This is a genomic window from Sphingobium sp. 15-1 (assembly GCF_013375535.1).
In the GTDB taxonomy this organism is placed as follows: Bacteria; Pseudomonadota; Alphaproteobacteria; order Sphingomonadales; family Sphingomonadaceae; genus Sphingobium; species Sphingobium aromaticivastans.
This window is the reverse complement of sequence record NZ_JABXJG010000001.1, coordinates 271,071-293,468: the sequence shown is the minus strand read 5'-3', so window position 1 is coordinate 293,468 and position 22,398 is coordinate 271,071. Positions and strand designations below refer to the sequence as shown.

At 64.2% G+C, this 22,398-nt stretch carries 19 protein-coding genes; 4 read left to right on the top strand and 15 right to left on the bottom strand.

The genetic code is table 11. The features are described from left to right. Nucleotides 1–7 precede the first annotated feature (7 nt). Entirely contained in the window at nt 8–532 is a 525-nt protein-coding gene (gene rimP, locus HUK72_RS01345) for a ribosome maturation protein RimP (RefSeq protein WP_176595189.1), read from the bottom strand. A 167-nt stretch (nt 533–699) separates the two neighbouring features. Here rimP and HUK72_RS01340 point away from each other — a divergent pair, with 167 nt between their 5' ends. Continuing rightward, nucleotides 700–1,833, top strand: coding sequence for a PQQ-dependent sugar dehydrogenase (locus HUK72_RS01340; RefSeq protein WP_176595188.1), 1,134 nt, complete (start codon nt 700–702; stop codon nt 1,831–1,833). Nucleotides 1,834–1,980: 147 nt separating this feature from the next. Here the strand turns inward: HUK72_RS01340 and HUK72_RS01335 are convergent, their stop codons facing one another. From HUK72_RS01335 to tpiA, 3 genes are all read right to left on the bottom strand, one after another. Then, nucleotides 1,981–3,615, bottom strand: coding sequence for a CTP synthase (locus HUK72_RS01335; protein ID WP_176595187.1), 1,635 nt, complete (start codon nt 3,613–3,615; stop codon nt 1,981–1,983). Nucleotides 3,616–3,706: 91 nt separating this feature from the next. Beyond that, nucleotides 3,707–4,084, bottom strand: a complete 378-nt coding sequence (gene secG, locus HUK72_RS01330; protein ID WP_176595186.1) for a preprotein translocase subunit SecG — start codon at nt 4,082–4,084, stop codon at nt 3,707–3,709. A gap of 242 nt (nt 4,085–4,326) precedes the next feature. After that, complete coding sequence (gene tpiA, locus HUK72_RS01325; RefSeq protein WP_176595185.1) at nt 4,327–5,067, bottom strand: triose-phosphate isomerase; 741 nt, start codon at nt 5,065–5,067, stop codon at nt 4,327–4,329. Nucleotides 5,068–5,260: 193 nt separating this feature from the next. Between tpiA and HUK72_RS01320 the strand changes: the two genes are divergently transcribed. Together HUK72_RS01320 and trpE are read left to right on the top strand one after the other, a co-directional pair. Continuing rightward, the gene (locus HUK72_RS01320) at nt 5,261–7,210 is read left to right on the top strand and encodes a peptidylprolyl isomerase (protein ID WP_176595184.1); all 1,950 of its coding nucleotides are present in this window, start codon (nt 5,261–5,263) and stop codon (nt 7,208–7,210) included. A 25-nt stretch (nt 7,211–7,235) separates the two neighbouring features. Continuing rightward, entirely contained in the window at nt 7,236–8,738 is a 1,503-nt protein-coding gene (trpE, locus tag HUK72_RS01315; RefSeq protein WP_176597688.1) for an anthranilate synthase component I, read from the top strand. A gap of 264 nt (nt 8,739–9,002) precedes the next feature. Here trpE and HUK72_RS01310 read toward each other — a convergent pair whose 3' ends face one another. The 4 genes from HUK72_RS01310 to HUK72_RS01295 all read right to left on the bottom strand — a co-directional run bounded on the left by HUK72_RS01310 (nt 9,003) and on the right by HUK72_RS01295 (nt 15,035). Further along, the gene (locus tag HUK72_RS01310) at nt 9,003–9,275 is read right to left on the bottom strand and encodes a DUF4242 domain-containing protein (RefSeq protein ID WP_176595183.1); all 273 of its coding nucleotides are present in this window, start codon (nt 9,273–9,275) and stop codon (nt 9,003–9,005) included. A 107-nt stretch (nt 9,276–9,382) separates the two neighbouring features. Next, nucleotides 9,383–10,153 (bottom strand): NUDIX domain-containing protein, encoded by a 771-nt coding sequence (locus tag HUK72_RS01305; RefSeq protein ID WP_176595182.1) that lies wholly within the window; start codon nt 10,151–10,153, stop codon nt 9,383–9,385. A 444-nt stretch (nt 10,154–10,597) separates the two neighbouring features. Continuing rightward, nucleotides 10,598–14,737, bottom strand: a complete 4,140-nt coding sequence (locus HUK72_RS01300; protein WP_176595181.1) for an S-layer family protein — start codon at nt 14,735–14,737, stop codon at nt 10,598–10,600. Nucleotides 14,738–14,783: 46 nt separating this feature from the next. Beyond that, entirely contained in the window at nt 14,784–15,035 is a 252-nt protein-coding gene (locus HUK72_RS01295) for a hypothetical protein (RefSeq protein WP_176595180.1), read from the bottom strand. A 659-nt stretch (nt 15,036–15,694) separates the two neighbouring features. Here HUK72_RS01295 and HUK72_RS01290 point away from each other — a divergent pair. Further along, complete coding sequence (locus HUK72_RS01290) at nt 15,695–16,360, top strand: peptidylprolyl isomerase (RefSeq protein WP_176595179.1); 666 nt, start codon at nt 15,695–15,697, stop codon at nt 16,358–16,360. Between the two features lie 16 nt (nt 16,361–16,376). Here HUK72_RS01290 and pcaD read toward each other — a convergent pair whose 3' ends face one another. From pcaD to HUK72_RS01255, 7 genes are all read right to left on the bottom strand, one after another. Then, a complete protein-coding gene (pcaD, locus tag HUK72_RS01285; RefSeq protein WP_176595178.1) occupies nt 16,377–17,147 on the bottom strand; it encodes a 3-oxoadipate enol-lactonase in 771 nt (256 codons plus the stop codon). 125 nt (nt 17,148–17,272) lie between these two features. Then, nucleotides 17,273–18,058, bottom strand: coding sequence for a benzoate diol dehydrogenase BenD (benD, locus tag HUK72_RS01280; RefSeq protein ID WP_176595177.1), 786 nt, complete (start codon nt 18,056–18,058; stop codon nt 17,273–17,275). 11 nt (nt 18,059–18,069) lie between these two features. Continuing rightward, nucleotides 18,070–18,585: a benzoate 1,2-dioxygenase small subunit gene (gene benB, locus HUK72_RS01275; RefSeq protein ID WP_176595176.1), complete on the bottom strand. Its 516-nt coding sequence runs from the start codon at nt 18,583–18,585 to the stop codon at nt 18,070–18,072. After that, complete coding sequence (locus tag HUK72_RS01270; protein ID WP_176595175.1) at nt 18,582–19,937, bottom strand: Rieske 2Fe-2S domain-containing protein; 1,356 nt, start codon at nt 19,935–19,937, stop codon at nt 18,582–18,584. Before HUK72_RS01270 ends, benB begins: the two co-directional genes overlap by 4 nt. Before the next feature lie 26 nt (nt 19,938–19,963). After that, entirely contained in the window at nt 19,964–20,884 is a 921-nt protein-coding gene (locus HUK72_RS01265; protein ID WP_176595174.1) for a dioxygenase, read from the bottom strand. A gap of 29 nt (nt 20,885–20,913) precedes the next feature. After that, on the bottom strand, nt 20,914–21,204 hold the full coding sequence (catC, locus tag HUK72_RS01260; RefSeq protein ID WP_176595173.1) for a muconolactone Delta-isomerase: 291 nt from the start codon (nt 21,202–21,204) through the stop codon (nt 20,914–20,916). A gap of 5 nt (nt 21,205–21,209) precedes the next feature. After that, entirely contained in the window at nt 21,210–22,367 is a 1,158-nt protein-coding gene (locus HUK72_RS01255) for a muconate/chloromuconate family cycloisomerase (RefSeq protein WP_176595172.1), read from the bottom strand. Between the last annotated feature and the right edge of the window lie 31 nt (nt 22,368–22,398).

Genomic DNA, 22,398 nt, shown 5'->3' with positions numbered 1-22,398 from the left:
TGAACCCTTATTCTTCGGTTTCGAACTCATCCGCCCCATCGGAGGAGAGCGGCATACTAGCAGCAATCAGCGCGTCGGTCAGTATCAGCTTGGCGTCGCCCACCAGCGCAAAGGGGATGACGACGTCGCCCGCCTTGGCGTCGGTGAACAAAATATCCTCGCCCTCAACGCCTTTCAGCACGCCCCGGAAGCTCTTGCGGCCGGAGACGGTTTCGGTCGCGGCGATCTTCGCCTCATGCCCGGCCCATTCGAGGAAATCGGTGAGGCGGGTCAGCGGGCGGGCGATGCCGGGCGAGCTGACTTCAAGGCGATAGGCCTCCGGAATCGGGTCTGCTTCGTCCAGAATATCTGAAAGGCGGCGGGAGATGGTGGCGCAATCCTCTATGACGAGCTGCTTCGTTTCGGGCCGTTCGGCCATGATCTGAAGCGTATAGTCATCGCCCGAGCCGAACAGCTTGATGCGCACGAGGGCAAAGCCCAGGGCCTTTACCTCCGGTTCGATCAGGGCTGTCAGTACGGCGATGTCCGCCATGGTGTCTCCAAACGCAAATGTGCAGCTTCCCTGTTGCCGCAGGCTTTCAGCCCGCGACCCCGACATGTTTGACGATGTAAGGAAGCAAGGGCGATATAAGCGCGATGCTGCAAAGCTGCAACATTAATTGTTGCGAGGCATTTCAGCGCCCGACGAGGAGAAAAAAGATGCGCCATTTCGCCCTGACCGCCTTGCCGCTGGCCCTGATCGCCTGCTCGGCGGACAACGCCACCGGGCAGAACGCCGCCACGGGCAAGCCGTTCAAGACCTCCGTCATCGCGGATTTCGATTCTCCCTGGGCGATGACCTTCCTGCCGGACGGGCGGATGCTGATCACCGAGAAGGCGGGCGAGATGATCCTGTTCGATCCGAAGAACGGGACGAAAATCCCGGTCGCGGGGATGCCAAAGGTCGACAGCGCGGGACAGGGCGCACTGATGGATGTGGTGCTGGCGCCCGGTTTCGCGGAGAATAAGAAGGTCTATTTCAGCTTTTCCGAGGCCGGTCGGGGCGGCAAGGGCGTGGCGCTCACCACCGGCATCTTCCATCAGGCGAGCGACGGGACGACGAAGCTCGACGGGGTGAAGGTGATTTTCCGGGTCAGCCCCTATGTCGACGGCAATGGCCATTATTCGGGACGAATCACCTTTTCGCCGGATGGGAAATATCTGTTCTTCACCAATGGCGAGCGGCAGAAATTCGATCCGGCGCAGGACCCGAAATCGACCTTAGGCAAGGTGTTGCGGTTGAATCTGGACGGGACGCCGGCGGCGGGCAACCCGTTGGCGGCCAAGGGATTTCATCCGGCGGTCTGGTCCTATGGGCATCGCAATCTGCTGGGCATCGCCTTCGACAAGGATGGGCGGCTTTGGGAGCAGGAGATGGGGCCGCAGGGCGGGGATGAGATGAATCTCATCAAGCCGGGGTTGAATTATGGCTGGCCCAGGGTTTCCAACGGTAGCCATTATGATGGACGGGATATTCCCGATCATAAGGTGGGCGATGGGTATGAGGCGCCGAAGCTCTGGTGGAATCCGGTGATCTCGCCGGGTGGGCTTGTTTATTATTCGGGCGATCTGTTTCCGCAGTGGAAGGATTCGCTGTTTATCGGCGGACTGTCGAGCCAGTTGCTTGTGCGGGTGAAGCTGGAGGGGGAGAAGGCTTCCAAGGCCGATCAGTGGGATATGGGCGCGCGAATCCGGGAGGTGGAGCAAGGGCCTGACGGGGCGCTGTGGCTGCTGGAGGATGGGAAGGATGGGTCGCAGGGGCGGTTGTTGAAGTTGACGCCTGTTCAGGGGTGATTCCCTGCGTGTTCCTGCGAAGGCAGGAACCCAGTTCAGACGGTGCCTAACTATCGAAACGGCGGAACTGGGCTCCTGCCTTCGCAGGAGCACGTTGCGCATAGGGGAGCCGAAACGAAAAACGGGGCCCTTCCGGCCCCGCTTCTCTTACACCAACCGGCTCTGCTTGACCGCCGCTTCGATGAAGCTGGCGAAGAGCGGGTGCGGGTCGAAGGGTTTGGACTTGAGTTCCGGGTGGAACTGCACGCCCACGAACCAGGGATGATCGGGCCGCTCGACAATTTCCGGCAGCGTGCCGTCAGGCGACATGCCGGAGAAGATCAGGCCGCCCTTTTCCAGCGGCTCGCGATAGCCGGCATTGACTTCATAGCGGTGGCGATGGCGCTCGCTGATGTCGGTGGCGTTGTAGATGCCCGCGACGACGCTGTTGCCGGTGAGCTTCGCCGGATAGGCGCCCAGCCGCATGGTGCCGCCCAGATCGGTTTCGGCGGTGCGCTTTTGCAGGCCTTCCTTGCTCATCCATTCGGTGATGAGGCCGACGACCGGCTCGCTGGTTTCCCCGAATTCGGTGGTCGAGGCGTTTTCGATGCCCGCCGTGTTCCGCGCGCCCTCGATGCAGGCCATCTGCATGCCCAGGCAAATGCCGAAGAAGGGCACGTTGCGTTCGCGGGCGAATTTGACGGAGGCGATCTTCCCTTCCGACCCGCGCACGCCGAAGCCGCCGGGGACGAGGATGCCGTGCATCGGTTCCAGGCGGGCGGCGATGTCTGCGCCCTCTTCCTCGAACAGTTCGGCGTCGATCCACCGGATGTTGACCTTCACCCGGTTGGCGAAGCCGCCATGATGCAGGGCTTCGTAGAGCGATTTGTACGCGTCGAGCAGGCCGACATATTTGCCGACCACGCCGATGGTGACTTCGCCCTCCGGATTCTGCTGGCGATCCATGATGTCGTGCCAGCGGTCGAGCTTGGGCGCGGGCGCATTTTCGATGCCGAAGGCGCGCAGCACTTCGTCGTCCAGCCCCTCGGCATGATATTGCGTCGGGACGGCATAGATGCTGCTGGCGTCGAGCGCTGGGATGACCGCTTCGGGGCGGACGTTGCAGAAGAGTGCGATCTTCTTCCGCTCGCTGTCGGGCAGCGGATGTTCGCAGCGGCAGAGCAATATGTCGGGCTGAATGCCCAGCGACGTCAACTCGCGCACGCTATGCTGGGTCGGCTTGGTCTTCAGCTCGCCGGCCGCCGCAATATAGGGGACCAGCGTCACATGGACGAAGATGGAGCGATTGCGGCCCAGATCGTTATGGAGCTGGCGGATCGCCTCCATGAAGGGCAGCGATTCGATGTCGCCCACCGTGCCGCCGATCTCGCACAGCACGAAATCGAGGTCGTCCGAATCCGCCAGGGCGAAGGCCTTGATCTCGTCGGTGACGTGCGGGATCACCTGCACCGTCGCGCCCAGATAGTCGCCGCGTCGCTCGCGCTGGATGATGGTCTGATAGACCCGGCCCTGCGTCACATTGTCCGACTGCCGCGCCGAAACGCCGGTGAAGCGCTCATAATGGCCGAGGTCGAGGTCGGTTTCCGCCCCGTCGTCGGTCACATAGACCTCGCCATGCTGATACGGGCTCATCGTGCCCGGATCGACGTTGAGATAGGGATCGAATTTCCGAATGCGCACACGGAAACCTCGCGCCTGCAGCAGAGCTGCAAGCGAAGCGGCCATAAGGCCCTTGCCAAGCGAGGAGACCACGCCGCCGGTGATGAAAATATACCGCGCCATGGGAGGAGAGGCTTAGCCTTTTACAAACGAGTTGGGCAAGCGCGCGAATCATCGCGCGTGCGAAAAAAGATCGAAATGATCGCTAAGCGGCTTAGTTCGCGAGCGGAACCGCGCCGTTCGAGCTGTTGCTGCCGGCTGCACCCGCCGCGCCGGCCAGCGGATCGTTGCCGGTTGCCGGAGCCGGAGCGGTCGCCGGAGCGGCAGGGGCCTGCTTCACCAGCGAGGTGTCGATGTCGCTCGGCCGATGTTGGACCGAGGCGATCACCGCCAGCACCACCGACAGCGTCACGAAGATGCCGGCGAGGATCGTGGTGGAGCGGGTCAGAAAATCCGCCGCGCCGCGCGCCGACATGAACCCCGCCGGGCTGCCGCCGACGCCCAGCCCGCCGCCTTCCGACTTCTGCATCAGGATGACGGTGACCAGCAGAGCGGCGACAATGGCCTGCACGACGAGGATGAAGGTGAACATGGGGGCGAACTCTGTCCGGTAATGGGGTGCGTTGCCGCGCACATAGCGATGAAGGGGCGCGGGGGCAACCGGGAGCCTGCCTATTCCTCCCCTCCCGCTTGCGGGAGGGGTCGGGGGAGGGTGCGCCGCGCCAGCGGCGGTTCTGACCTGGCCGATAGGGCAGAAGCTCGCTACGCTCGCGCCCTCCCCTTCCCCCTCCCGCAAGCGGGAGGGGCTTATTATTTTGTTTTATTGGTTAAGGATCAGCCCGCCGCCGCGATCACCGGGGCGAATTTTTCCGCCGTCAGGCTCGCCCCGCCGATCAGGCCGCCGTCGACGTCGGCCAGCGCCAGCAGCTCCGCCGCATTGTCGCCGTTCATCGATCCGCCATAGAGGATTCGCATCCCCTCCGCATCCGCGCCGATCCGGCCCGCCAGAGCGGCGCGCAGGGCTGCATGCATCGCGGCGACCGCTTCCATGGTGGGGATTCGGCCCGTGCCGATCGCCCAGATCGGTTCATAGGCGATGGCCAGCCAATCGGCCGCCGCGCCTTCCGGCAGCGACGCCAGCAATTGCGCCGAGACCACCGCTTCGGCATTGCCTGCGTCGCGGACGTCCAGGCTCTCGCCCACGCAGAGGATGACCTTCAGCCCCGCCGCCTTCGCCGCCAGCGCCTTGGCTGCGATGTCGGCGTCGGCTTCGCCCTGGTCCTGCCGCCGTTCGCTATGGCCGACAATGGTCCAGCTTGCCCCGGCCTCCGCCAGCATCGCGGCGGAAAGGCAGCCGGTATGCGCGCCGCTGGCCTTCATATGGCAATCCTGCGCGCCGACGAAGGCCGCGCCCTTCACGCCGTCCGCCGCTGCGATCAGCGTCGCGGGCAGGCACAGGCCGACTTCCACCGCCGGATGCTCCTGCGCCAGGCCGCCGATCGCCTCCACCTCGCCCAATTGGGCGCGCAGGCCGTTCATCTTCCAGTTGCCGACAACCAGCTTCCGCCTGCCCATCGATCTTTCCCCTTATGGTTATTGCTGCACGGTCCCCAACGGCGCCGCTCTCCAACAGGACCGCCGGGTTGGCCGAGCCGATGAACGGCGCACGGGCATTTGTCCAGCCTCGCGCCCGTCGCGCCCCTTGCCCACGCGACGATCCGCCCTTAAAGCGGGCCGCCATCAAAGCCGCATTTACGGACTTTCCTCCATGCTTTCAGTCTTTCGCCGTTTCATCCACTCCAAATTCGGCGCTTTCGCGGCGCTGATCTTCCTTGGGATCGTCGCGGCCGCCTTCATCATGGGGGACATCACCAGCGGCAAGTTCGGCACGTCGCTGGGCGCGGGCGAAACCGTGGCCAAGGCGGGCGGATCGCGCCTGACGATGACGGAATTGCAGGACCGGGTGCAGCGCGTGTTCGAAAATGCGCGCCGGTCCAATCCGGGGCTTCAGATCAGCGATTTCCTGGCGCAAGGCGGCGGAGCACAGGTTTATGACCAGCTCGTCGCGTCGATGACGCTGAAGGAATATGCGGGCGACCAGAAGGTGCATATCTCCAAGCGTCTGGTCGACGCGCAGATCGCGCAGATCCCGGCCTTTCAGGATGCGGCCGGCAATTTCAGCCAGGAGAATTTCCGGCAATTGCTGCTGCGCGAGCGGATCACCGAACAAGCGCTGCGCGACGATATCAGCCGCGAAATATTGGAGCGGCAGATGCTCGCTCCCCTGGGCCTGGGCGTGAAGCTGACCGACTCCATGGTGCTGCCCTATGCCTCGCTGCTGCTGGAGGCGCGCCAGGGAACCATCGCCGTCATTCCCGCCAGCGCGTTCAGGGACATCAAGGAGCCGACCGACGCGCAGCTAGGCGACTTCTACAAGAAGAATGCCGCGCGCTACACCATCCCGGAACAGCGCCGCATCCGCTATGCCGTGATCGACGTCGAGCGCTTCGCCCAGGCGGCGCAGCCCACCGATGCGGAGATCGCGACCTATTATAACCAGAACAAGGCCGCCTATGCCGCCAAGGAAAGCCGCAATTTCGAGCAGTTGATCCTGCCGACGCAAGCGGGCGCCAAGGCGATTGCCGATCAGGTGAAGGGCGGCAAATCGCTCGCCGCGGCGGCGCAGGGCGCGGGTCTTTCCGTGTCCGAGCTGACGGACCAGAGCCGCGAGGGGCTGGCCTCCGCCGCTTCGGCCGCCGTCGCCAATGCGGGCTTCGCCGCGAAGCAGGGCGAGCTGATCGGCCCGATGCGCGGCTCGCTGGGCTGGGTGCTGCTGCGCGTCGCGGCGGTCAAGTCGACCCCTGCCCGCGCGCTGGAAGCCGTGCGGAGCGAAATCGTCGCCACGCTGCGGACGCAGAAGGAAAAGAAGCTGCTGAACGACTTCACCGGCAAGATCGAGGATCAGGTCGCCAATGGCGGCAGCTTCGAGGAAGTGGTGAAGGATAACGGCCTGAAGCTGGAGACCACGCCGTTCCTCGTGTCCACCGGCAAGCAGGTGGAGGATGCGGCCTATCAGGTTCCGGCCGATGTGAAGCCGCTGCTCGCCCCCGTCTTTGGAATGAGCCAGGATGACGATGCGCAGTTGATCCCGATCGCCGCCGACCAGCGCTATGCGCTGGCCGCGCCCGGCGACATTCAGGCCGCAGCGCCGCCGCCGCTCGCCAAGGTCAAGGCGCTGGTGGCGATGCAGTACAAGCTCGCCCAGGGCAATGAGAAGGCGAAGGCGCTGGCCGAACAGATCCGCGCCAAGGTCGCCAAGGGCGCGAAGCTGGACGAGGCGGTCGCCGCCGCTGGCGTCGCCCTGCCCAAGCCGCAGGTCGTGGGCGGCCGTCGCGCCGACATCATGCGCGACGGGCAGCGTCCGCCCGCCGAGGTCGCGATGCTGTTCACCATGGCGCCCAGCAGCGTGAAGACTCTGCCCGCCGGGCAGGATCGCGGCTATTTCGTGGTGCAGTTGAACGCCATCAAGCGCGGTGACGCGGGCGGCGACAAGGCGCTGGTCAACCAGGTCCGCGACCAGCTCAGCGACGTCGTCGGCCAGGAATATGGCCAGCAGTTCGAGCGCGCCGTCGAGAAGGAGCTAGGCGTCAAGCGTAACGCCAATGCGGTGGCCGGCGTGCAGCGCGCGCTCGCCAACGCCAATAATGGCGGTCAGTAAGATGGTTGCGGGGGGAACGGCGGGGATGGACGGCATCGAGAGCGCGCGCAAGGCGCTGGCGGCGGGGCAATCCGCGCTGGTGTGGCGGCGCCAGATAGCCGACACCGACACGCCGATTTCCGCCGCGCTGAAATTGTTCGAGCCCGATCGCGGCGATTTCCTGCTGGAATCGGTCGAGGGGGGCGCGGTGCGGGGTCGCCACAGCCTGATCGGGCTGGCCCCCGATCTGGTTTTCCGGGCGCAGGGCCATGCGGCGGAGATCAACCGGCAATGGGCGACCGACCGGGAAGCCTTCGTGCCGGAAGGGGCGGACGCGCTCGATGCGTTGCGGGCGCTGGTGGCGGAATGCCGGGCGGAGCTTGATCCGGCGTTGCCCCCTGCCCTGGCCTGTCTGGTCGGCTATTTCGGCTATGAGACGGTCGGGCTGGTGGAAAAGCTGCCCCGTCCCGCCGAAAATCCGATTGCCTTGCCCGACATGCTGTTCGTGCGGCCGACGGTGATCTTGGTGTTCGACCGGCTGGCCGACGCGCTCTTTCTGGTGGCGCCGGTGTGGAAGGACAGCTTTGCCGACGCCGACCGCGCCGTCGAACAGGCGCTGGAGCGGATCGACGCCGTCGCCGCCCGGCTGGCCGCGCCGCTGCCTGCGCAGGCCGCCCCCGCAGAGATTGCCGATGTGGCGGTGACGCCGGTGCTGGAGCCGGGCCGCTACGCCGCGATGGTCAACAAGGCGAAGGACTATATCGTCGCGGGCGATATTTTTCAGGTGGTGCTGGCGCAGCGCTTCACCAGCCCCTTCACATTGCCGCCGATTTCGCTTTATCGGGCATTGCGGCGGATCAATCCATCGCCCTTCCTCTATTATCTCGACCTGCCCGGCTTTGCGCTGATTGGGTCAAGCCCGGAAATACTGGTCCGGGCGCGGGACGGCGAAGTCACCATACGGCCGATCGCCGGCACCCGCCCACGCGGCAAGAATGCCGTCGAGGATGCCGCCAACCGCGAAAGCCTGCTGGCTGACCCCAAGGAACGGGCGGAGCATCTGATGCTGCTCGACCTCGGCCGCAACGATGTGGGCCGGGTCGCGGCGGCGGGCACCGTCACCGTGACAGACAGCTATACCGTCGAATTCTACAGCCATGTCATGCATATAGTCTCCAATGTCGTGGGGCGGCTGGCGCCCGAGAAGGACGCGCTGGACGCGCTGTTCGCGGGCTTCCCGGCGGGCACGGTTTCGGGCGCGCCCAAGGTGCGGGCCTGCGAGATCATCGCGGAGCTGGAGCCGGAGACGCGGGGGGCTTATGCGGGCGGCGTCGGCTATTTCGGGCCGGATGGGAATATGGATAGCTGCATCGTCCTGCGCACCGCTGTGCTGAAGGACGGGGTGATGCATGTGCAGGCGGGCGCGGGCATCGTCGCGGATTCGACGGCGGAATATGAGCAGCGCGAATGCGAGGCGAAGAGTGGGGCGCTGCTGGCGGCGGCGCGGGAAGCGGTGGAGTTGGCGCGCTCGGCGGGGTTCGGGCAGTAGCTTCGTTGGGATGGGCCTGTGGTGAAGTGGGCCAGTGGCGGACGTTAATTCCCTTCTCCGCTGGGGGAGAAGGATACGAAGCCTTGACCGCGTAGCGGGTTAGGCGGAGTTGGAAGAGGGGGGATGGGCACCGCATCAGCCCCCTCTCCCAGCTACGACTAGGCAGCGAGCTGCCAAGTCTGCGCAACCCTCTCCCCGTTGGGGCGAGGGATTTTCATAGGCCGCTCTCTACCGATCCTATGCGCAGACCCAAATCCCAACGCCTCAATCCGCCGTGGTCGGATCGATTGTCGCCCGCACCTGCGCGATGCTGTTGGCCGGGAAGCCCGCCATTTCCGCATGCTGGCGGATCAGTTCCTCGCTGGGCGCGCGGTAGACGCAGTAGATCTTGTCGTCCGTCACATAGCTGTGCACCCATTGGATGTCCGGCCCAAGCTGGCGCAGCACATTGCAGGACCCCTGCGACGCGCTCTTGAGCTGTTCGCCCGACAACTGGCCGACGCCCGGCATGTCCCGTTCAATCACAAATTGCGGCATGGCATCCTCCCCATCTGAAGGCGCACAAACTGTACGCCTTTCACGCCGCCGGTTCGAGTGGCGATATTGGCCCTAGACCTCAATGAAAGAGCCGCCAGCGCCATGCTTCAGACGCGCCGGACGGTTCCCATGGGTTCCGACGTGACCGGATAGCCGAGATGAGCGGGTATGCAGAGATGCGTTTCCCCATCTCTCTCCTCGAACCAGGGCGTCACCTTTTCGACCGGGATCGACAGGGCATGCGCCGCCAGATCATCGATGCTGTCAAATTGCGCCAGCCGTTCCAGATTGCGCCGGGTCGGGAAGATGATCTGCCCTTCCCCCCGATCGCATCGCGCCAGCGTGTCCGCCGCGCTGCTCCAGAAGAGCTGCACATTTTCGGTTTCATCGGCGCTGGCGGCCTGGCCTTCCGGCGCCCGGACGAGGTAGAAGCGGGTATCGAACATGCGCCGCACCAGTTCCAGCCCCGCCGGCTGCCAGCGGGCAAAGGGCACCAGCGCATCCAGCGCGACTTCCAGCCCATGGGCGTCCAGCAGGTCGCCCAGCCCCGCCCCTTCCGCCAGCGCCCGCCGCATCGCGCCGATCCGGTCCGGCTCCAGCGGACGGGTGAAGGCGATGGCGAGGCCGCTTTCCTCCAGCGTTTCCCGGATCGCGGCGATGCGCGCCGCCGCTTCGTCGGGCGGCAGGCCATCCGCTATCTTCGCGGCCAGGGCATGATCTGCGGCATCCACCGCGCCCCCCGGAAAGACCAGCGCGCCCGCGGCGAAGGCCATGCTCGGCGCCCGTTCCATCATCAGGATTTCGGGCGCGCCGTCCGAACGGTGACGCAGGACGACCACCGTCGCTGCGGCGCGACCTTCGGGAATATTCTCTGTCATGCAACCGCAATAGGCCTTGGAATCGCCAGGGGTAAAGCCCCTTGGGCCAATGAGCCGCCTCCGGGCCGATGCGCCGGAGGGGAGAGATGGCGCGCCACCCCTCCCCTCCGCCCATCGGCATTATTACCCTAGGACGGATCGACATTCAGGAGATGGCGGAGCGAGCCGAAGGCCACCGAAGGTAAAATGGTCGATTTCGGTGACCCGGCGCGCAGCGACCTACAAGGTCGTGAGCACCGGAAGCACCGAAATACGCCATTTGCAGCCCGTCAGAACTGAATGTCGGTCCGTCCTAGTATGGCGGAATCGAAGTTCATTACATTATCGTCATCCCGGGCTTGACCCGGGATCCCGCTTTTCTTCAGCCAGTGCGCAGGAGGAAGCGGGACCCCGGGTCAAGCCCGGGGTGACGAAATCAATGCAGCGAATTTCGGATTCAGGTAACTAGATGAAATCACCGCTGATCTGCACATTGATGTGCTGCACGCCGAGCAGGTCCAGATCGGCGTCCGCTATGTTGAAGGCGAAATCGAGATTGGCGTCGATCGTCCCGCTCGTCTGCTGCACGAAGCCGATGTCCACGATCTTCAGCACATCATTGTCGGTGGCGTCCCACGCCGTCAGGCCGCTGGTGGCGCTGCTGCCGCCATTGGGGCCGACGGCGCCGATCAGGTTGATGGCGTTGCCCGTCAACCCATTGGCGCTTTGCATGATCTGGATGCCCTGTATCTGATAGGTCTCGCCAGCGACCGTATAGTCATTCTGTTCAATGATCAGCAAGGCATCGTTATTGTCGAGCGTGAACTCCGCATTATAGGGCGCGGGAACATTGGCGTTGCCCTTGATCAAGTCAGAGTTCTGGACGTTGACGGCCCTGGTGATTTCATTGCCGTTCGCGTCCTTGAGGTCGAGGATCACGATAAGGTCTTCGGAGTTGCCCACGCCGTCGAACTTGACGACGATGCCGCTGGCCTTTGCCGTCGGATCGAGCCGCTCATCACCGCCCCCGGCCGCGCCAGGATTGACGTCGCTCAGGATATTTTCCTGGAAGAACCGCAGGGTCAGCAATTCTCCCTTCTGGATGGTATCGCCAGCGACGCCATTGGTCGATTGGGTGGCGCTGACCCAATCCTCATTGACGTTGGTGACCAGGTCGTGGGCCCCCTGCGTGAATGCGGTGTCGGTGGGGGGTCCGTTGGGCGCTCCATCCCCGGTCGAGTTGAACCCGAACCCGATCTGCTGGGTGGTCGAGTTCGCGGTGAACTGAACGAAGAAGGGATTGGGATCGGCGTTCGGCGTCAGTTGCTCCGCGACGATCAGCGGGTGGCCGGTATTGCCGGTGGGCTGCTTGGCCAGCAACTCGCTGGTGTGCAGCACATTGAAGCTGAACCCGTCGATCACGTCGTTCAGGGTGATCGTATAGGTGTCGGCATCCTTGTCGAAGACAAGCGTGCCGCCCGCCGTGCCATCCTGCACGCCAGCCGTGATCGGGTCCTTGTCGTAATGGAAGGAGAAGGCGAAGCTCGCAGAGCTGGCGTCCTCCGCCGTAAGGGTCGCGACCGCATTGGTGATGCCGGGGTTCTGCGGGTTGTCGACCGTGCCCGTCAGGGCGATCTGCACTCCATTGAGAGAAGCGTTGGTATCGACAAAATCGCTACCGCCCGCCGCATATTCCGCCGCCGACCGCTTATCCGTCATGTCGTAGCCGAAAGCGCCGCTGGCCGATGCCCCCACCGCGTTGCCCAGTTCCTCGGGCGATTGATTGCCCGGCGTTCCAGGATCGGCGTCGAACGCGACCGTAAGCGTCGGATCGGTGTCGTTGAAGGTCAGCGACAGGCCGCCCGTGGTCACGCTTTGCGACGACACGACGTCATTGTCGCCGTCCGTCACCGTCACGGTCGAGACCAGATTGATCAGGCCGTTGAGGTCGAGCGTATTGTCCTCGCCCGCCCCTTGCGGTGCGTTCGCATGCTCCAGCGCGACCAAAGCCGTCAAGGTCACGGTCGTGCCGGACAGCGTGACCGTGAAGGCCGTCGCGTCGAGCACGGTGTCGCCGTCGCTGTCATACTGACCCGAAATCTGGTTGGCCGAATCCACCACCAGCGTGATCGGATGGTTGCCGGAGGTCGTCAGCAGCCCGGTCGCGGCCGCTCCCGCCAGCGCCAGCGCGTAGGTCACGTTCGCATTATAGCCATCGACCGCGCTTGCGGTATAGCTGGGCGGCGTGACCGTCACCTGGCTCTGACCGCCGGCCCCGCTCGCCTCCACCACCTGGGCGGCGCCGACGACCGGCGGCGCGGTGATCGAGAGCGTTGGATCGGTGTCGTCGAAGGTCAGCGACAGGCCCGCGCTCGTGCTTTGCGACGACACGACGTCATTGTCGCCATCCGTCACCGTCACAGTCGCCACCACGTTGATGAGGCCGTTGAGGTCGAGCGTATTGTCCTCGCCCACGCCTTGCGGCGCGTTCGAATGCTCCAGCGCGACCAGCGACGTCAGAGTCACAGTCGTGCCCGACAGAGTCACGGTGAACGCCGTGGCGTCGAGCACGGTATCGCCATTGCTGTCATATTTGCCCGAAATCTGGCTGGCCGAATCCACCACCAGCGTGATCGGATGATTGCCGGAGGTCGTCACCAGTCCCGTCGCGGAGGCGCCCGCCAGCGCCAGCGCATAGGTCACGTTCGGCGTATAGCCGTCGACCGCGCTCGCGGTGTAGCTGGGCGGCGTGATCGTCGCCTGGCTTTGGCCGCCAGCTCCGCTCGCCTCCACCACCTCGGCGGCGCCGACGACCGGCGGCGCGGTGATCGAGAGCGTCGGATCGGTGTCGTCGAAGGTCAGCGACAGCCCCGCGCTCGTGCTCTGCGACGATACGACATCATTGTCGCCGTCCGTCACCGTCACGGTCGCCACCACGTTGATCAGGCCGTTGAGGTCGAGCGTATTGTCCTCGCCCGCGCCTTGCGGTGCGTTCGCATGCTCCAGCGCGACTTGCGACGTCAGCGTCACCGTCGTGCCGGACAGCGTGACCGTGAAGGCCGTCGCGTCGAGCACGGTGTCGCCATTGCTGTCATATTTGCCCGAAATCTGGCTGGCCGAATCCACCACCAGCGTGATCGGATGGTTGCCGGAGGTCGTCACCAGTCCGGTCGCGGAGGCACCCGCCAAAGCCAGCGCATAGGTCACGTTCGCGTTATAGCCGTCGGCGGCGCTTGCGGTGTAGCTGGGCGGCGTGATCGTCGCCTGGCTCTGGCCGCCGGCTCCGCTCGCCTCCACCACCTCGGCGGCGCCGACAACCGGGGCCGCCGTGATCGAGAGCGTCGGTCCGTCATCGTCGAAATTGATGAAAGAGCCGACCTGCTCGACATAGGCGTTGGGGGTTTGCGACGAGAAATGGAATTCCGTGACGTCGAGCCCTTCGTTGGAATCGACCCCGGTGATGGTCAGCCGATCCATTGGGCTGCTGGTGGTGATGTCGACCGTCGTGATATTGTCGAGGCCCCTGATGGTGACGGCGTTGGTGCCTATCCCGCTGACGACGATGTCCACGCTCCCCGCGACATCATAAGTGCCGTCGGCGGTGATGGGGTTCGTCAATCCCGATTGCCCCGTCAGCTTGATGCTCGTGATCGGCGCGGCGGTGGTCGGGCTGCCGTCCCAGAAGTTCAGGCCTTGCTCATTGCCCTGGACGTTGAAGGCGCTGATCGTGATGTCCACCCGCAAATTCGGATTGGAAGGCGTGATCTGATTGATCGTGAACCCGGCCCGCGTGATCGTTTCGATATGATTGGCATATTGGATTTCCGAGGCGCTCCCCGCCGCAAGGGTGCCGCCGGTCACGAAATCGACCTGAAGCCTTTCGGTCGGATTGATGCTCTGGTTGCTGACGCCGAATCCCTGCGTGCTCACATTGGCCTGGGCGTTGGCCGCCCCCAGGAAGCCCGTCACCAATATCTGCTTGGATGCGTCGGTGGGCGAATTGATCACGTAGAATTCATGATTGCCGGGCGCGGCATTCTGGCCCGAGAAGCTGACCGTAGTCGTCCCCGAAACCGAGGCGAACACATGATCGGTCAAATCGATGCGGTCATCCGGGTCGGTCGCGACCGGATGGAGCAACGGCACATATTGCACCGTGTACAGGTCCGCCGTGGTGGCGCTGGTGCTCATCAGCGCGAAGGAATAAGCGAGCGCCCCGGTCGCCGCGGGCATGGCGTTCGGGTTGGAGGTGCCGATCACGCCGATTACCACATTGGCATGGGTCGCGTCCTGGAACAGCCAGACATAGTTGCCGTCGACCGTTTGAATGCCGCTGTTCACGCCCACGGTGGTGGAAAAGGGCGTGCCGGAGGCATTTTGGGCCAGAACGACCGAGGTGATGCTTTCCCCCGCGCTGGCCGTGGCCTGCACGAAATTCGCCTGGTAGGCGACCTGCGGCGAACTCAACCCGCCCGCGCTGTCGAGCGACAGCAGATATTGCACCGTCGCATTATTGTGCGGCGCAAGGGCCGAGTTGACATCATCGTCCTGCAGGCCGGTGGTTTCGTCGACGACGAGGTCTTGGGCCAGGATATCGAGCGCCATGATCATTCTCCTTGGCTAAGGGGAGAACCCCCTGATTATCGGACAGTCAGCTTGCGTGCCGATGGCGGCGCGCCAGATTTGCGGCGCCACCGAAGTGATTCTCAAATTGTCGGATTCCTTTGCCGATCAATAGTTTGTAAGAATTTCTATAGCCGGTGCCGGCTATAAGCTTTCGCGTCGCCGCCGCTGGTTGGCGGATGCGGAGGATACTGTCATCGGCAATATCGAACGAACCAATATTCTGAAAATCAGATGATTTTTCTGGAATCTTGGCTTCTGTGATCGTGATCGACGCCATTTTGAAGGTTCCCCGGATATAGCATGCGACCCGAGAACTCTTGCAGCGAGCGGAAACATGGCCTGCTTACGCAAATAGGCATCGACTTCGCCCTTGGGGCAAAGCCTTGTGCAAGATGCAAAAATGCCACCGACCGGCGGACGGCTCAGCCGCTCGACCGAGCTTTCCGCAAAGATCGAATCTGGTGGATGCGTCGCCGCATGGCGCGCTCCCTCGCTTCAATTTTCTCCAAAGGCGAGCGGCGTCACCATGCGCTCATGCAGGTGAGTCGTCCATCCATCCGATGAAATAGGCCGAACGACACTATGGCTTTCGTCGGTCGATGTAATCCCTTTACCCCATCGTCGCCATGACCCGGCGAGAGCATAATTCAGGCAAAATAATCCCTTCCCGACGAGCTGCATCATGTCGTTCGGACGCAGGATCACTGTTCTTTCGAAAGAGCGGACAGCACATGCGCGCATGTGCCGAATAGGGCATCGTTACGGCCCATATATTTCATCCGATCATGAGAGAATGGCGAAGAGCGCCTCCCTGTCGTCAAGCCGCCGCTTCCCGATTGCGGGCGCTTGCTCCGGCGGTTATCCGGTTGAACCATGCTTGCGGGCGCTTTAGCCTGGGGCCTGATGCCAGTCCTTAAAGAGCGTGCCCTTTTGCCAATGCGTCCTGCTGCCCTGCTTGCCATCTCCCTGTCGATCGCCCTTGTTTCCGCTTCCGCTCTCGCAGTGCCCGCCAACCGCGCGGAGCCGGGCTATGCCCGGGTGGCGATCGAAACCTCGCTTGGCACCATCATCGTCGCGGCCGATACGCGCCGGGCGCCGATAACCGCCGCCAATTTCCTGACCTATGTCGATGACGGCCGTTTCGACGGCGTCACCTTCTACCGCGCGGCGCGGCGCAAGAATGATCCAAAGCTGGGGCTGATCCAGGGCGGCATCGATACCGATGCGCGCCGCTCGCTGCCGCCGATCCAGCACGAGCCAACGACGCGGACGGGGATCAGACATCTGGACGCGACGCTCTCCATGGCGCGGCCCAACCGCGCCAATTCCGCGATGGGCAATTTCTTCATCACCGTGGGGCCGACCCCGAATATGGACGCGCGCGGCGATTATATCGGTTATGCCGCCTTTGGCCATGTCGTCGCGGGCATGGATGTGGTGAAGCGGATTCTGGCCGTGCCGACCTGCTGCGGTTCGGGGCCGATGCGCGGACAGATGATCGTCCAGCCGGTCCGGATCATCCGCGCAAAGCGGCTTGACGGCACGCCCCATCCGACGCGTGGGGTGAAGCCTTGGCTGCTCGGCCTCAAGCGAAAGGCCTAGGCGGCGCCCCCCTTCATCAGCCTTTCAGAAAGGCGGCGATGACCCGCGCCAGCGCGTCCGGCGCTTCGAGCGGGGCAAGATGCGCGGCATCCAGCGACTCATGCCTGGCGCCGGCTATGCGGGCGAGGAGATGCTCGCCATGGCCCGAAAAGGGAGTCGACGCGTCCCGCGTGCCGGTGACGACCAGCGTCAGGCAGGCGATGGCCGCGATCCGGCCGGCCAGATCCATGTCGCGGATCGCCGCGCCGCAGCCGGCATAGCCCTCCGCATCCATGGTCAGAAGCTGACGGCGCACCGCTTCGAAGATGGCCGGATCGGCGGCGTCGGACAGGAACCGCCCCATGGCGAGATCGGCTATGGCGGCCATGCCTTCGCGGCGGACCGTGGCGATGCGGTCGCTCCATGAGGCGGCGTCCATCGCCGCGGAAGTGCAGATCGGCACCAGCCGCTCGATCCGCCCCGGTGCGCGCAAGGCCAGCTCCATCCCGATCATCCCGCCCAGCGACACGCCCGCGACCGAAAAGCGGTCGAATCCGGCCGCGTCCGCCACCGACAATATGTCCTGCGCCAGCATCTCCAGCGAATAGTCGCCCGGCTCGGCGGCCGAAGCGCCATGACCACGCGTATCGATCCGCAGCAGGGCAAAATGATCGCGCAGATGGGGCAGCATCCCATCCCACAAATCCATGTCGGTGCCGATGCTGTTGAGCAGCACCAGGGCGGGCGCATCGTCCCGACCATCGACTTTCCAATAAAGGCGCGCGCCGGGACGCGGGGTAAAGGGCATGATCAATCCTCCGGAATTGGGGAGACGCGCAGGCCGTCCGGCCCGGCGCTCAGCGTCAACTGGTCCGACAAGCGGGAATGGGCGGCGCGATGGCTGTCGCGGATTTTCCGCATCTGGCCCGTCCTTCAGCCCATATCGCCGCCAGCCACGGGCAGGATCGATCCGGTCACATAGCTGGCCTCGTCGGAGGCGAGGAAAAGGATCGGCGCGATCTGCTCGTCCAGCGTGCCGTAGCGCTTCATGAAGGCGGACGAGGTCACCTGCGCCACCGCCTCGGCCATCCAGGCCCGTTCCTGCTCATCGTCACCCTCCGCATTGCGCGGAACGCGGCGCGGCGGCGCCTCCGTCCCGCCGGGCGCGGTGGCGACGACGCGGATGCCGCTTTGCGCATATTCCATCGCCAGCGCTTGCGTCAGACCGTTGATCCCGCCCTTCGCCGCCGAATAGGGGACGCGGCGGATGCCCCGCGTGGCGTTGGACGAGACATTGACGATGGTACCCCCGCCCTGCCCCAGCATCACGGGCAAGACCGCGTGACAGCCATAAAGCGTCGGCATCAGGGAGCGGCGGATTTCCGCGTCGATCTGCGCGGGTTCGAACCGCGCATAGGGCCGCATGCGGATCGCGCCGCCGACATTGTTGACGAGGATGTCGACGCGCCCGAACGCCGCAACCGCCGCCGCCACGGCCTGCGCGGCGCCCTCATAGGCTTCGAGGTCGCATCGCACCGAAACGGCTCGGCCGCCCGCCGCCACGATCGCCTGCTCGACATCGGTCACGAGGTCGGCGCGATCCACCAGCACCAGACTGGCGCCCTCGGCCGCAGCGCGGGTGGCGACGCCCGCCCCTATGCCCTGCGCCGCGCCGGTCACCACCATGACCTTGCCGGCGAAACGTCCCTGGAAGATCATCGCTCGTTCCTTCAGAGATGATAGATGTCGATGACCTGATGAATATAATCATCCTTGAGGATGATCTTCTTCTTCAGAATCTTCGGCGTGTCGCCCGCAATATCCAGCGTCACGAAACTGGTTCCGAAGAATTGGGCCGTCTGCTGGTAGCGATGGCTCATCGTGTGCCAGTTGTAGCGCAGGTCTATCCTGTCCTCGCAAGTCTCCAGCAGTTCGACATTGGCGATGAAATGGGATGTGCGCGCTTCGGGCGTGCTGGCCGACGATCGTTCCGTCTTCAGCCGGTAGACGCGATCCTCCAACCCTTTGCGATTGCTATAATAGATCAGCGAGATTTCACTGTGGGGATCGGTTGTCAACGCATCGTCGTCGGTCCAGGCCGGCATCCAATATTCGCATTGTTCCGAATAGCATGACAGCCATTCGTCGAATGCGCGATCGTCCAGCAGCCGCGCCTCCCGATAGAGGAAAGCGCAGACCTGCCGGTAGGACAGCGCCGCGCGCTGCTTGTCGAGAACCAGTGTCATTCCGCCGCCTCCATCATGGGCGCCGCGCCCGCGTCCCTGGCCATGCCGTCGAGCATGATCCGTGCCCAAAATTCATGCTGGCGCACGAACAGCCCCTCATCCTCGCTGCGTTCGCTCGACAGCAGCGGGTTCATGCCCATCGCCGCCGCATTGGCGTCCGGCCCGGCGATCCAGCGGGCGGCGCCCCGGCTGAGGTCGTTCCACAGCTCGCCCGCGCCCTCATAGGCCGACTGGCAACTGCGGAATTCCTCCAGATCGTCGGGCGTGCCCATGCCGGTGACGTTGAAGAAATCCTCATATTGGCGGATGCGATGGGCGCGGTCCTGCGCGCTCTCGCCCTTGGGGGCATAGCAATAGATCGTCACTTCGGTGGTATGGACGTCGATCGGCCGCACCACGCGGATCTGGGTCGAGAACTGGTCCATCAGGAACATGTTCGGATAGAGCGCCAGATTGCGGGTCTGCTCCAGGATGAAGCGGGCCTTGTCCTCGCCCAGCCGCTCCACAAGCTGGTCCCTATGGCTCCAGACTGGGCGGACTTCCGGGTTCAGCACCTGGGTCCAGAGCAGGATATGCCCATGTTCGAAGCCATAGACGCCGCTGGCGGGCGCCTTCGACCAGCCATTGGCGTCGACCGCCCTGGTCCCGCCCTCGGCGCGGCGGCCCATGGTCGATTGGTAATTTTCGTGGACGGAGCTGACATGATAGCCGTCGCAGCCATTCTCCATCTGCATCTTCCAGTTGCCGTGGAAAGTGTAGGTGGAATTTCCAGTCAGCACCTCCAGTCCTTCGGGCGCCTGATCGACCATCTGGTCTATGATGATCTTCGCCTCGCCCAGATGATCTTCCAGCGGCAGGACGTCATGATTGAGCGAGCCGAAGATGAAACCGCGATAGCTTTCGACCCGAACTCTGGTCAGATCATGCGACCCTTCATGATCGAAACTGTCGGGATAGGCGCCGCTGCTGGCGTCCTTGGCGCGCAGCAGCTTGCCGTCCGTCTTGAAGCTCCAGCCGTGGAAGGGGCAGACGAACAGCGGCTGGTTGCCCCGCTTGCGGCGGCACAGCTTGGCGCCGCGATGGGCGCAGGCATTCACCACGCCGTTGAGGCCGCCGTCCTTGGCGCGGGTCAGGATGACCGGCGTATGGCCGATCCAGGTCGTGAAATAGTCGTTCTTCTTCTCGACCTGGCTTTCATGCGCGAGATAGACCCAGTTGCTCTCGAAGATATATTTCATCTCCAGATCGAACAATTGGGGATCGGTGAAGACATCGCGGCGGCAGCGGAACAGGCCGCTTTCGGCGTCGTCGACCACGGCGGTCGCGACACGCTGCATCAGATGTTCATGCATGATCCTGTCTCCCATGGTCCTGAAGGTCAGGCGACCTCGACCTGCGGTTCGGCCTTCGCCTCGGCCCGGATGCGGGAGGAAAAGCCCTCGTCACCCTCGCTTGCAGCGCGCTGAAGCTGGAAGTCGAAGGCGATCGTGGCGCTGTCGCCCTGACGGCTGGGCACGGGCAGCAGGCCCTGGCGGGTGCCGAAAGCGAAATCGTCGGCCGCGAAGGGATCGTCGCCAAAGTTGATCTGCGTCGTCAGCGTGCGGTAGCCGGGCGCCTCGATGAAGAAATGGACATGGGCCGGACGGTTGCCATGACGGCCCAAGGCCCGCATCAACTGGTCGGTCGCGCCCTGCGGCGGCACCGAATAACCGCTCGGCTGCTTTGAATGGAAGGCGTAGCGGCCATCCTGGCCCAGCTTGATGCGGCGGCGGTTGTTGAACGGCGTCTGCTCGCCGGTCGGGTCGAAATGCGAATACCAGCCCTTGCTGTTGGCGTGCCAGACATGGACGATCGCGTCCTGTACCGGCTCGCCATCCGGACCGGTGACGGCGCCGCTCATATGGAGCGTCTGCGTGCCCTCATCGGCGTCGACGCTCAGATTGACGTCGCCCTCCACCAGCGGCGCGCCCGCGACATAGAGCGGACCTTCGATGGTGCGCGGCGTGCCGCCGCTGAGCCCCGCTTCGGCATCCTTGGCATCCATATAAAGATCCAGGAAATGTTCGAGGCCGGTTCCCGGCACGATCAGGCCGATCTCGGACGAACTGTCGGCCAGATATTTCATGGCCAGCCAGAATTCGCTCTCGCTGATGTCGTGCTTCACGATCAATTCCATCACGCTTTCCGTGAGATCGCGCATGATCGCCTTCAGTCGCGGATCACCGCCGCTTTCCCGCACGCCTGCCGCGCGGTCCAGCAATTGCTGGATTTCCGGGGTCTTCACGAAGCTGACGTCCATGGCATTCTCTCCTGATTGGGGTCCGGCGATCAGCGATCGTCGTCGTGGATGGATGAAGGATGGCGGCACAGCGGCGTCACCTTCATGGTCATGAAGGGATAGAGCGGCAGCGCGATCAGCATGTCGTGCAGCGCCGCATTGCTCTCCACGTCGAAGATGGAGACGTTCGAATAAAGCCCCACCTTGCGCCAGATGTGCCGCCAGGCGCCCGCCGCCTGAAGCGTCTGGAAATAGTCCTTTTCCGCCGCCTTGATCCGCGCCGCTTCCTGCGGGTCGAAGTCCAGCGGGATGTTGACGTCCATTTCGACCATGAAAAGCATTGGCTTCAGGCTCCTGCGGCGACGGGGTGGAAGAGCGGCGCGGCGCGATCCCGCCGGAAGAAGGCGAGCTTGTCCTCGTCGAAGGCGATGCCCAGCCCCGGCCCGGTCGGTACGGCGAGCGAAAAGTCGCCATAAGCGAGCGGTTCGCTCAAAATATCCTCCGTCTGGAGCAGCGGGCCGAACAATTCCGTGCCCCATGCCAGTTCCGGCAGCGTCGCGAAGACATGGGCCGAGGCGACGGTGCCGACGCCGCCCTCCAGCATCGTGCCGCCATAAAGGCCGATGCCCGCCGCGCTGCCGATCGCGGCGACCTGCGCCGTGGCGAAAAGGCCGCCCGACTGCGCGATCTTCAGCGCGAAGACCCCGGCGGCATTGGCGGAGGCGATGCGCAGCGCGCTGCGCGGGCCGTTCAGCGCCTCGTCCGCCATCAGCGGAATGGCTTGGCCCTTGGACAGCCGCGCCATGGCCGCCACCACATCGCCCGCGATGGGCTGTTCCACCAGGTCGCAGCCGACATCATGCAGCATCGCCATGCCGATCCTGGCCTGGCTTTCCGACCAGTTCTGATTGACGTCGACGCGCACGCTCGCCCGGTCGCCCAGCGCCTTGCATATGGCGCCCACATGGGCGACGTCGTCGCGCACCTCGCGCTTGCCGATCTTCAGCTTGAAGATGCGGTGGCGGCGGCGATCGAGCATCTCCTCGCCCTCCGCAATGTCCCGCGCGGTGTCGCCGCTGGCGAGCGTCCAGGCGACCGGCAGATCGTCGCGCACGCGACCGCCGCCGATCAGTTCGGAAACCGGAATGTTCAGCCGCTTTCCGGCCATGTCGAGCAGCGCCGTTTCCACTGCGCATTTGGCGAAATGATTGCCGCGCACGCAGCGGGCGACCTTCGCCATCGCCGCGCCGACCTGCGCCAGATCGCAGCTTTCCAGAACGGGAATGATATAGGTGTCGATCGCGGATTTGATGCTTTCCGGGCTTTCCTCGCCATAGCTGAGGCCGCCGATGGTCGTGCCTTCGCCAATGCCCTCCACACCGTCGGCGTCGGTCAGGCGGACGATCACCATCGACTGGGCGTGCATCGTCGCCATCGCCAGCACATGCGGGCGGATCGTCGGCACATCGACGATGAAGGTATCTGCGCGGCTCAATGCGGCCATTGCGGCGACTCTCCTAAAAGTCTAGGTTTCG

Coding starts and splice junctions, on each gene's coding strand:
- rimP (WP_176595189.1), bottom strand. CDS start 532: ATGGCGGACATCGCCGTACTGACAGCCCTGATCGAACCGGAGGTAAAG.
- HUK72_RS01340 (WP_176595188.1), top strand. CDS start 700: ATGCGCCATTTCGCCCTGACCGCCTTGCCGCTGGCCCTGATCGCCTGC.
- HUK72_RS01335 (WP_176595187.1), bottom strand. CDS start 3,615: ATGGCGCGGTATATTTTCATCACCGGCGGCGTGGTCTCCTCGCTTGGC.
- secG (WP_176595186.1), bottom strand. CDS start 4,084: ATGTTCACCTTCATCCTCGTCGTGCAGGCCATTGTCGCCGCTCTGCTG.
- tpiA (WP_176595185.1), bottom strand. CDS start 5,067: ATGGGCAGGCGGAAGCTGGTTGTCGGCAACTGGAAGATGAACGGCCTG.
- HUK72_RS01320 (WP_176595184.1), top strand. CDS start 5,261: ATGCTTTCAGTCTTTCGCCGTTTCATCCACTCCAAATTCGGCGCTTTC.
- trpE (WP_176597688.1), top strand. CDS start 7,236: ATGGACGGCATCGAGAGCGCGCGCAAGGCGCTGGCGGCGGGGCAATCC.
- HUK72_RS01310 (WP_176595183.1), bottom strand. CDS start 9,275: ATGCCGCAATTTGTGATTGAACGGGACATGCCGGGCGTCGGCCAGTTG.
- HUK72_RS01305 (WP_176595182.1), bottom strand. CDS start 10,153: ATGACAGAGAATATTCCCGAAGGTCGCGCCGCAGCGACGGTGGTCGTC.
- HUK72_RS01300 (WP_176595181.1), bottom strand. CDS start 14,737: ATGGCGCTCGATATCCTGGCCCAAGACCTCGTCGTCGACGAAACCACC.
- HUK72_RS01295 (WP_176595180.1), bottom strand. CDS start 15,035: ATGGCGTCGATCACGATCACAGAAGCCAAGATTCCAGAAAAATCATCT.
- HUK72_RS01290 (WP_176595179.1), top strand. CDS start 15,695: ATGCGTCCTGCTGCCCTGCTTGCCATCTCCCTGTCGATCGCCCTTGTT.
- pcaD (WP_176595178.1), bottom strand. CDS start 17,147: ATGCCCTTTACCCCGCGTCCCGGCGCGCGCCTTTATTGGAAAGTCGAT.
- benD (WP_176595177.1), bottom strand. CDS start 18,058: ATGATCTTCCAGGGACGTTTCGCCGGCAAGGTCATGGTGGTGACCGGC.
- benB (WP_176595176.1), bottom strand. CDS start 18,585: ATGACACTGGTTCTCGACAAGCAGCGCGCGGCGCTGTCCTACCGGCAG.
- HUK72_RS01270 (WP_176595175.1), bottom strand. CDS start 19,937: ATGCATGAACATCTGATGCAGCGTGTCGCGACCGCCGTGGTCGACGAC.
- HUK72_RS01265 (WP_176595174.1), bottom strand. CDS start 20,884: ATGGACGTCAGCTTCGTGAAGACCCCGGAAATCCAGCAATTGCTGGAC.
- catC (WP_176595173.1), bottom strand. CDS start 21,204: ATGCTTTTCATGGTCGAAATGGACGTCAACATCCCGCTGGACTTCGAC.
- HUK72_RS01255 (WP_176595172.1), bottom strand. CDS start 22,367: ATGGCCGCATTGAGCCGCGCAGATACCTTCATCGTCGATGTGCCGACG.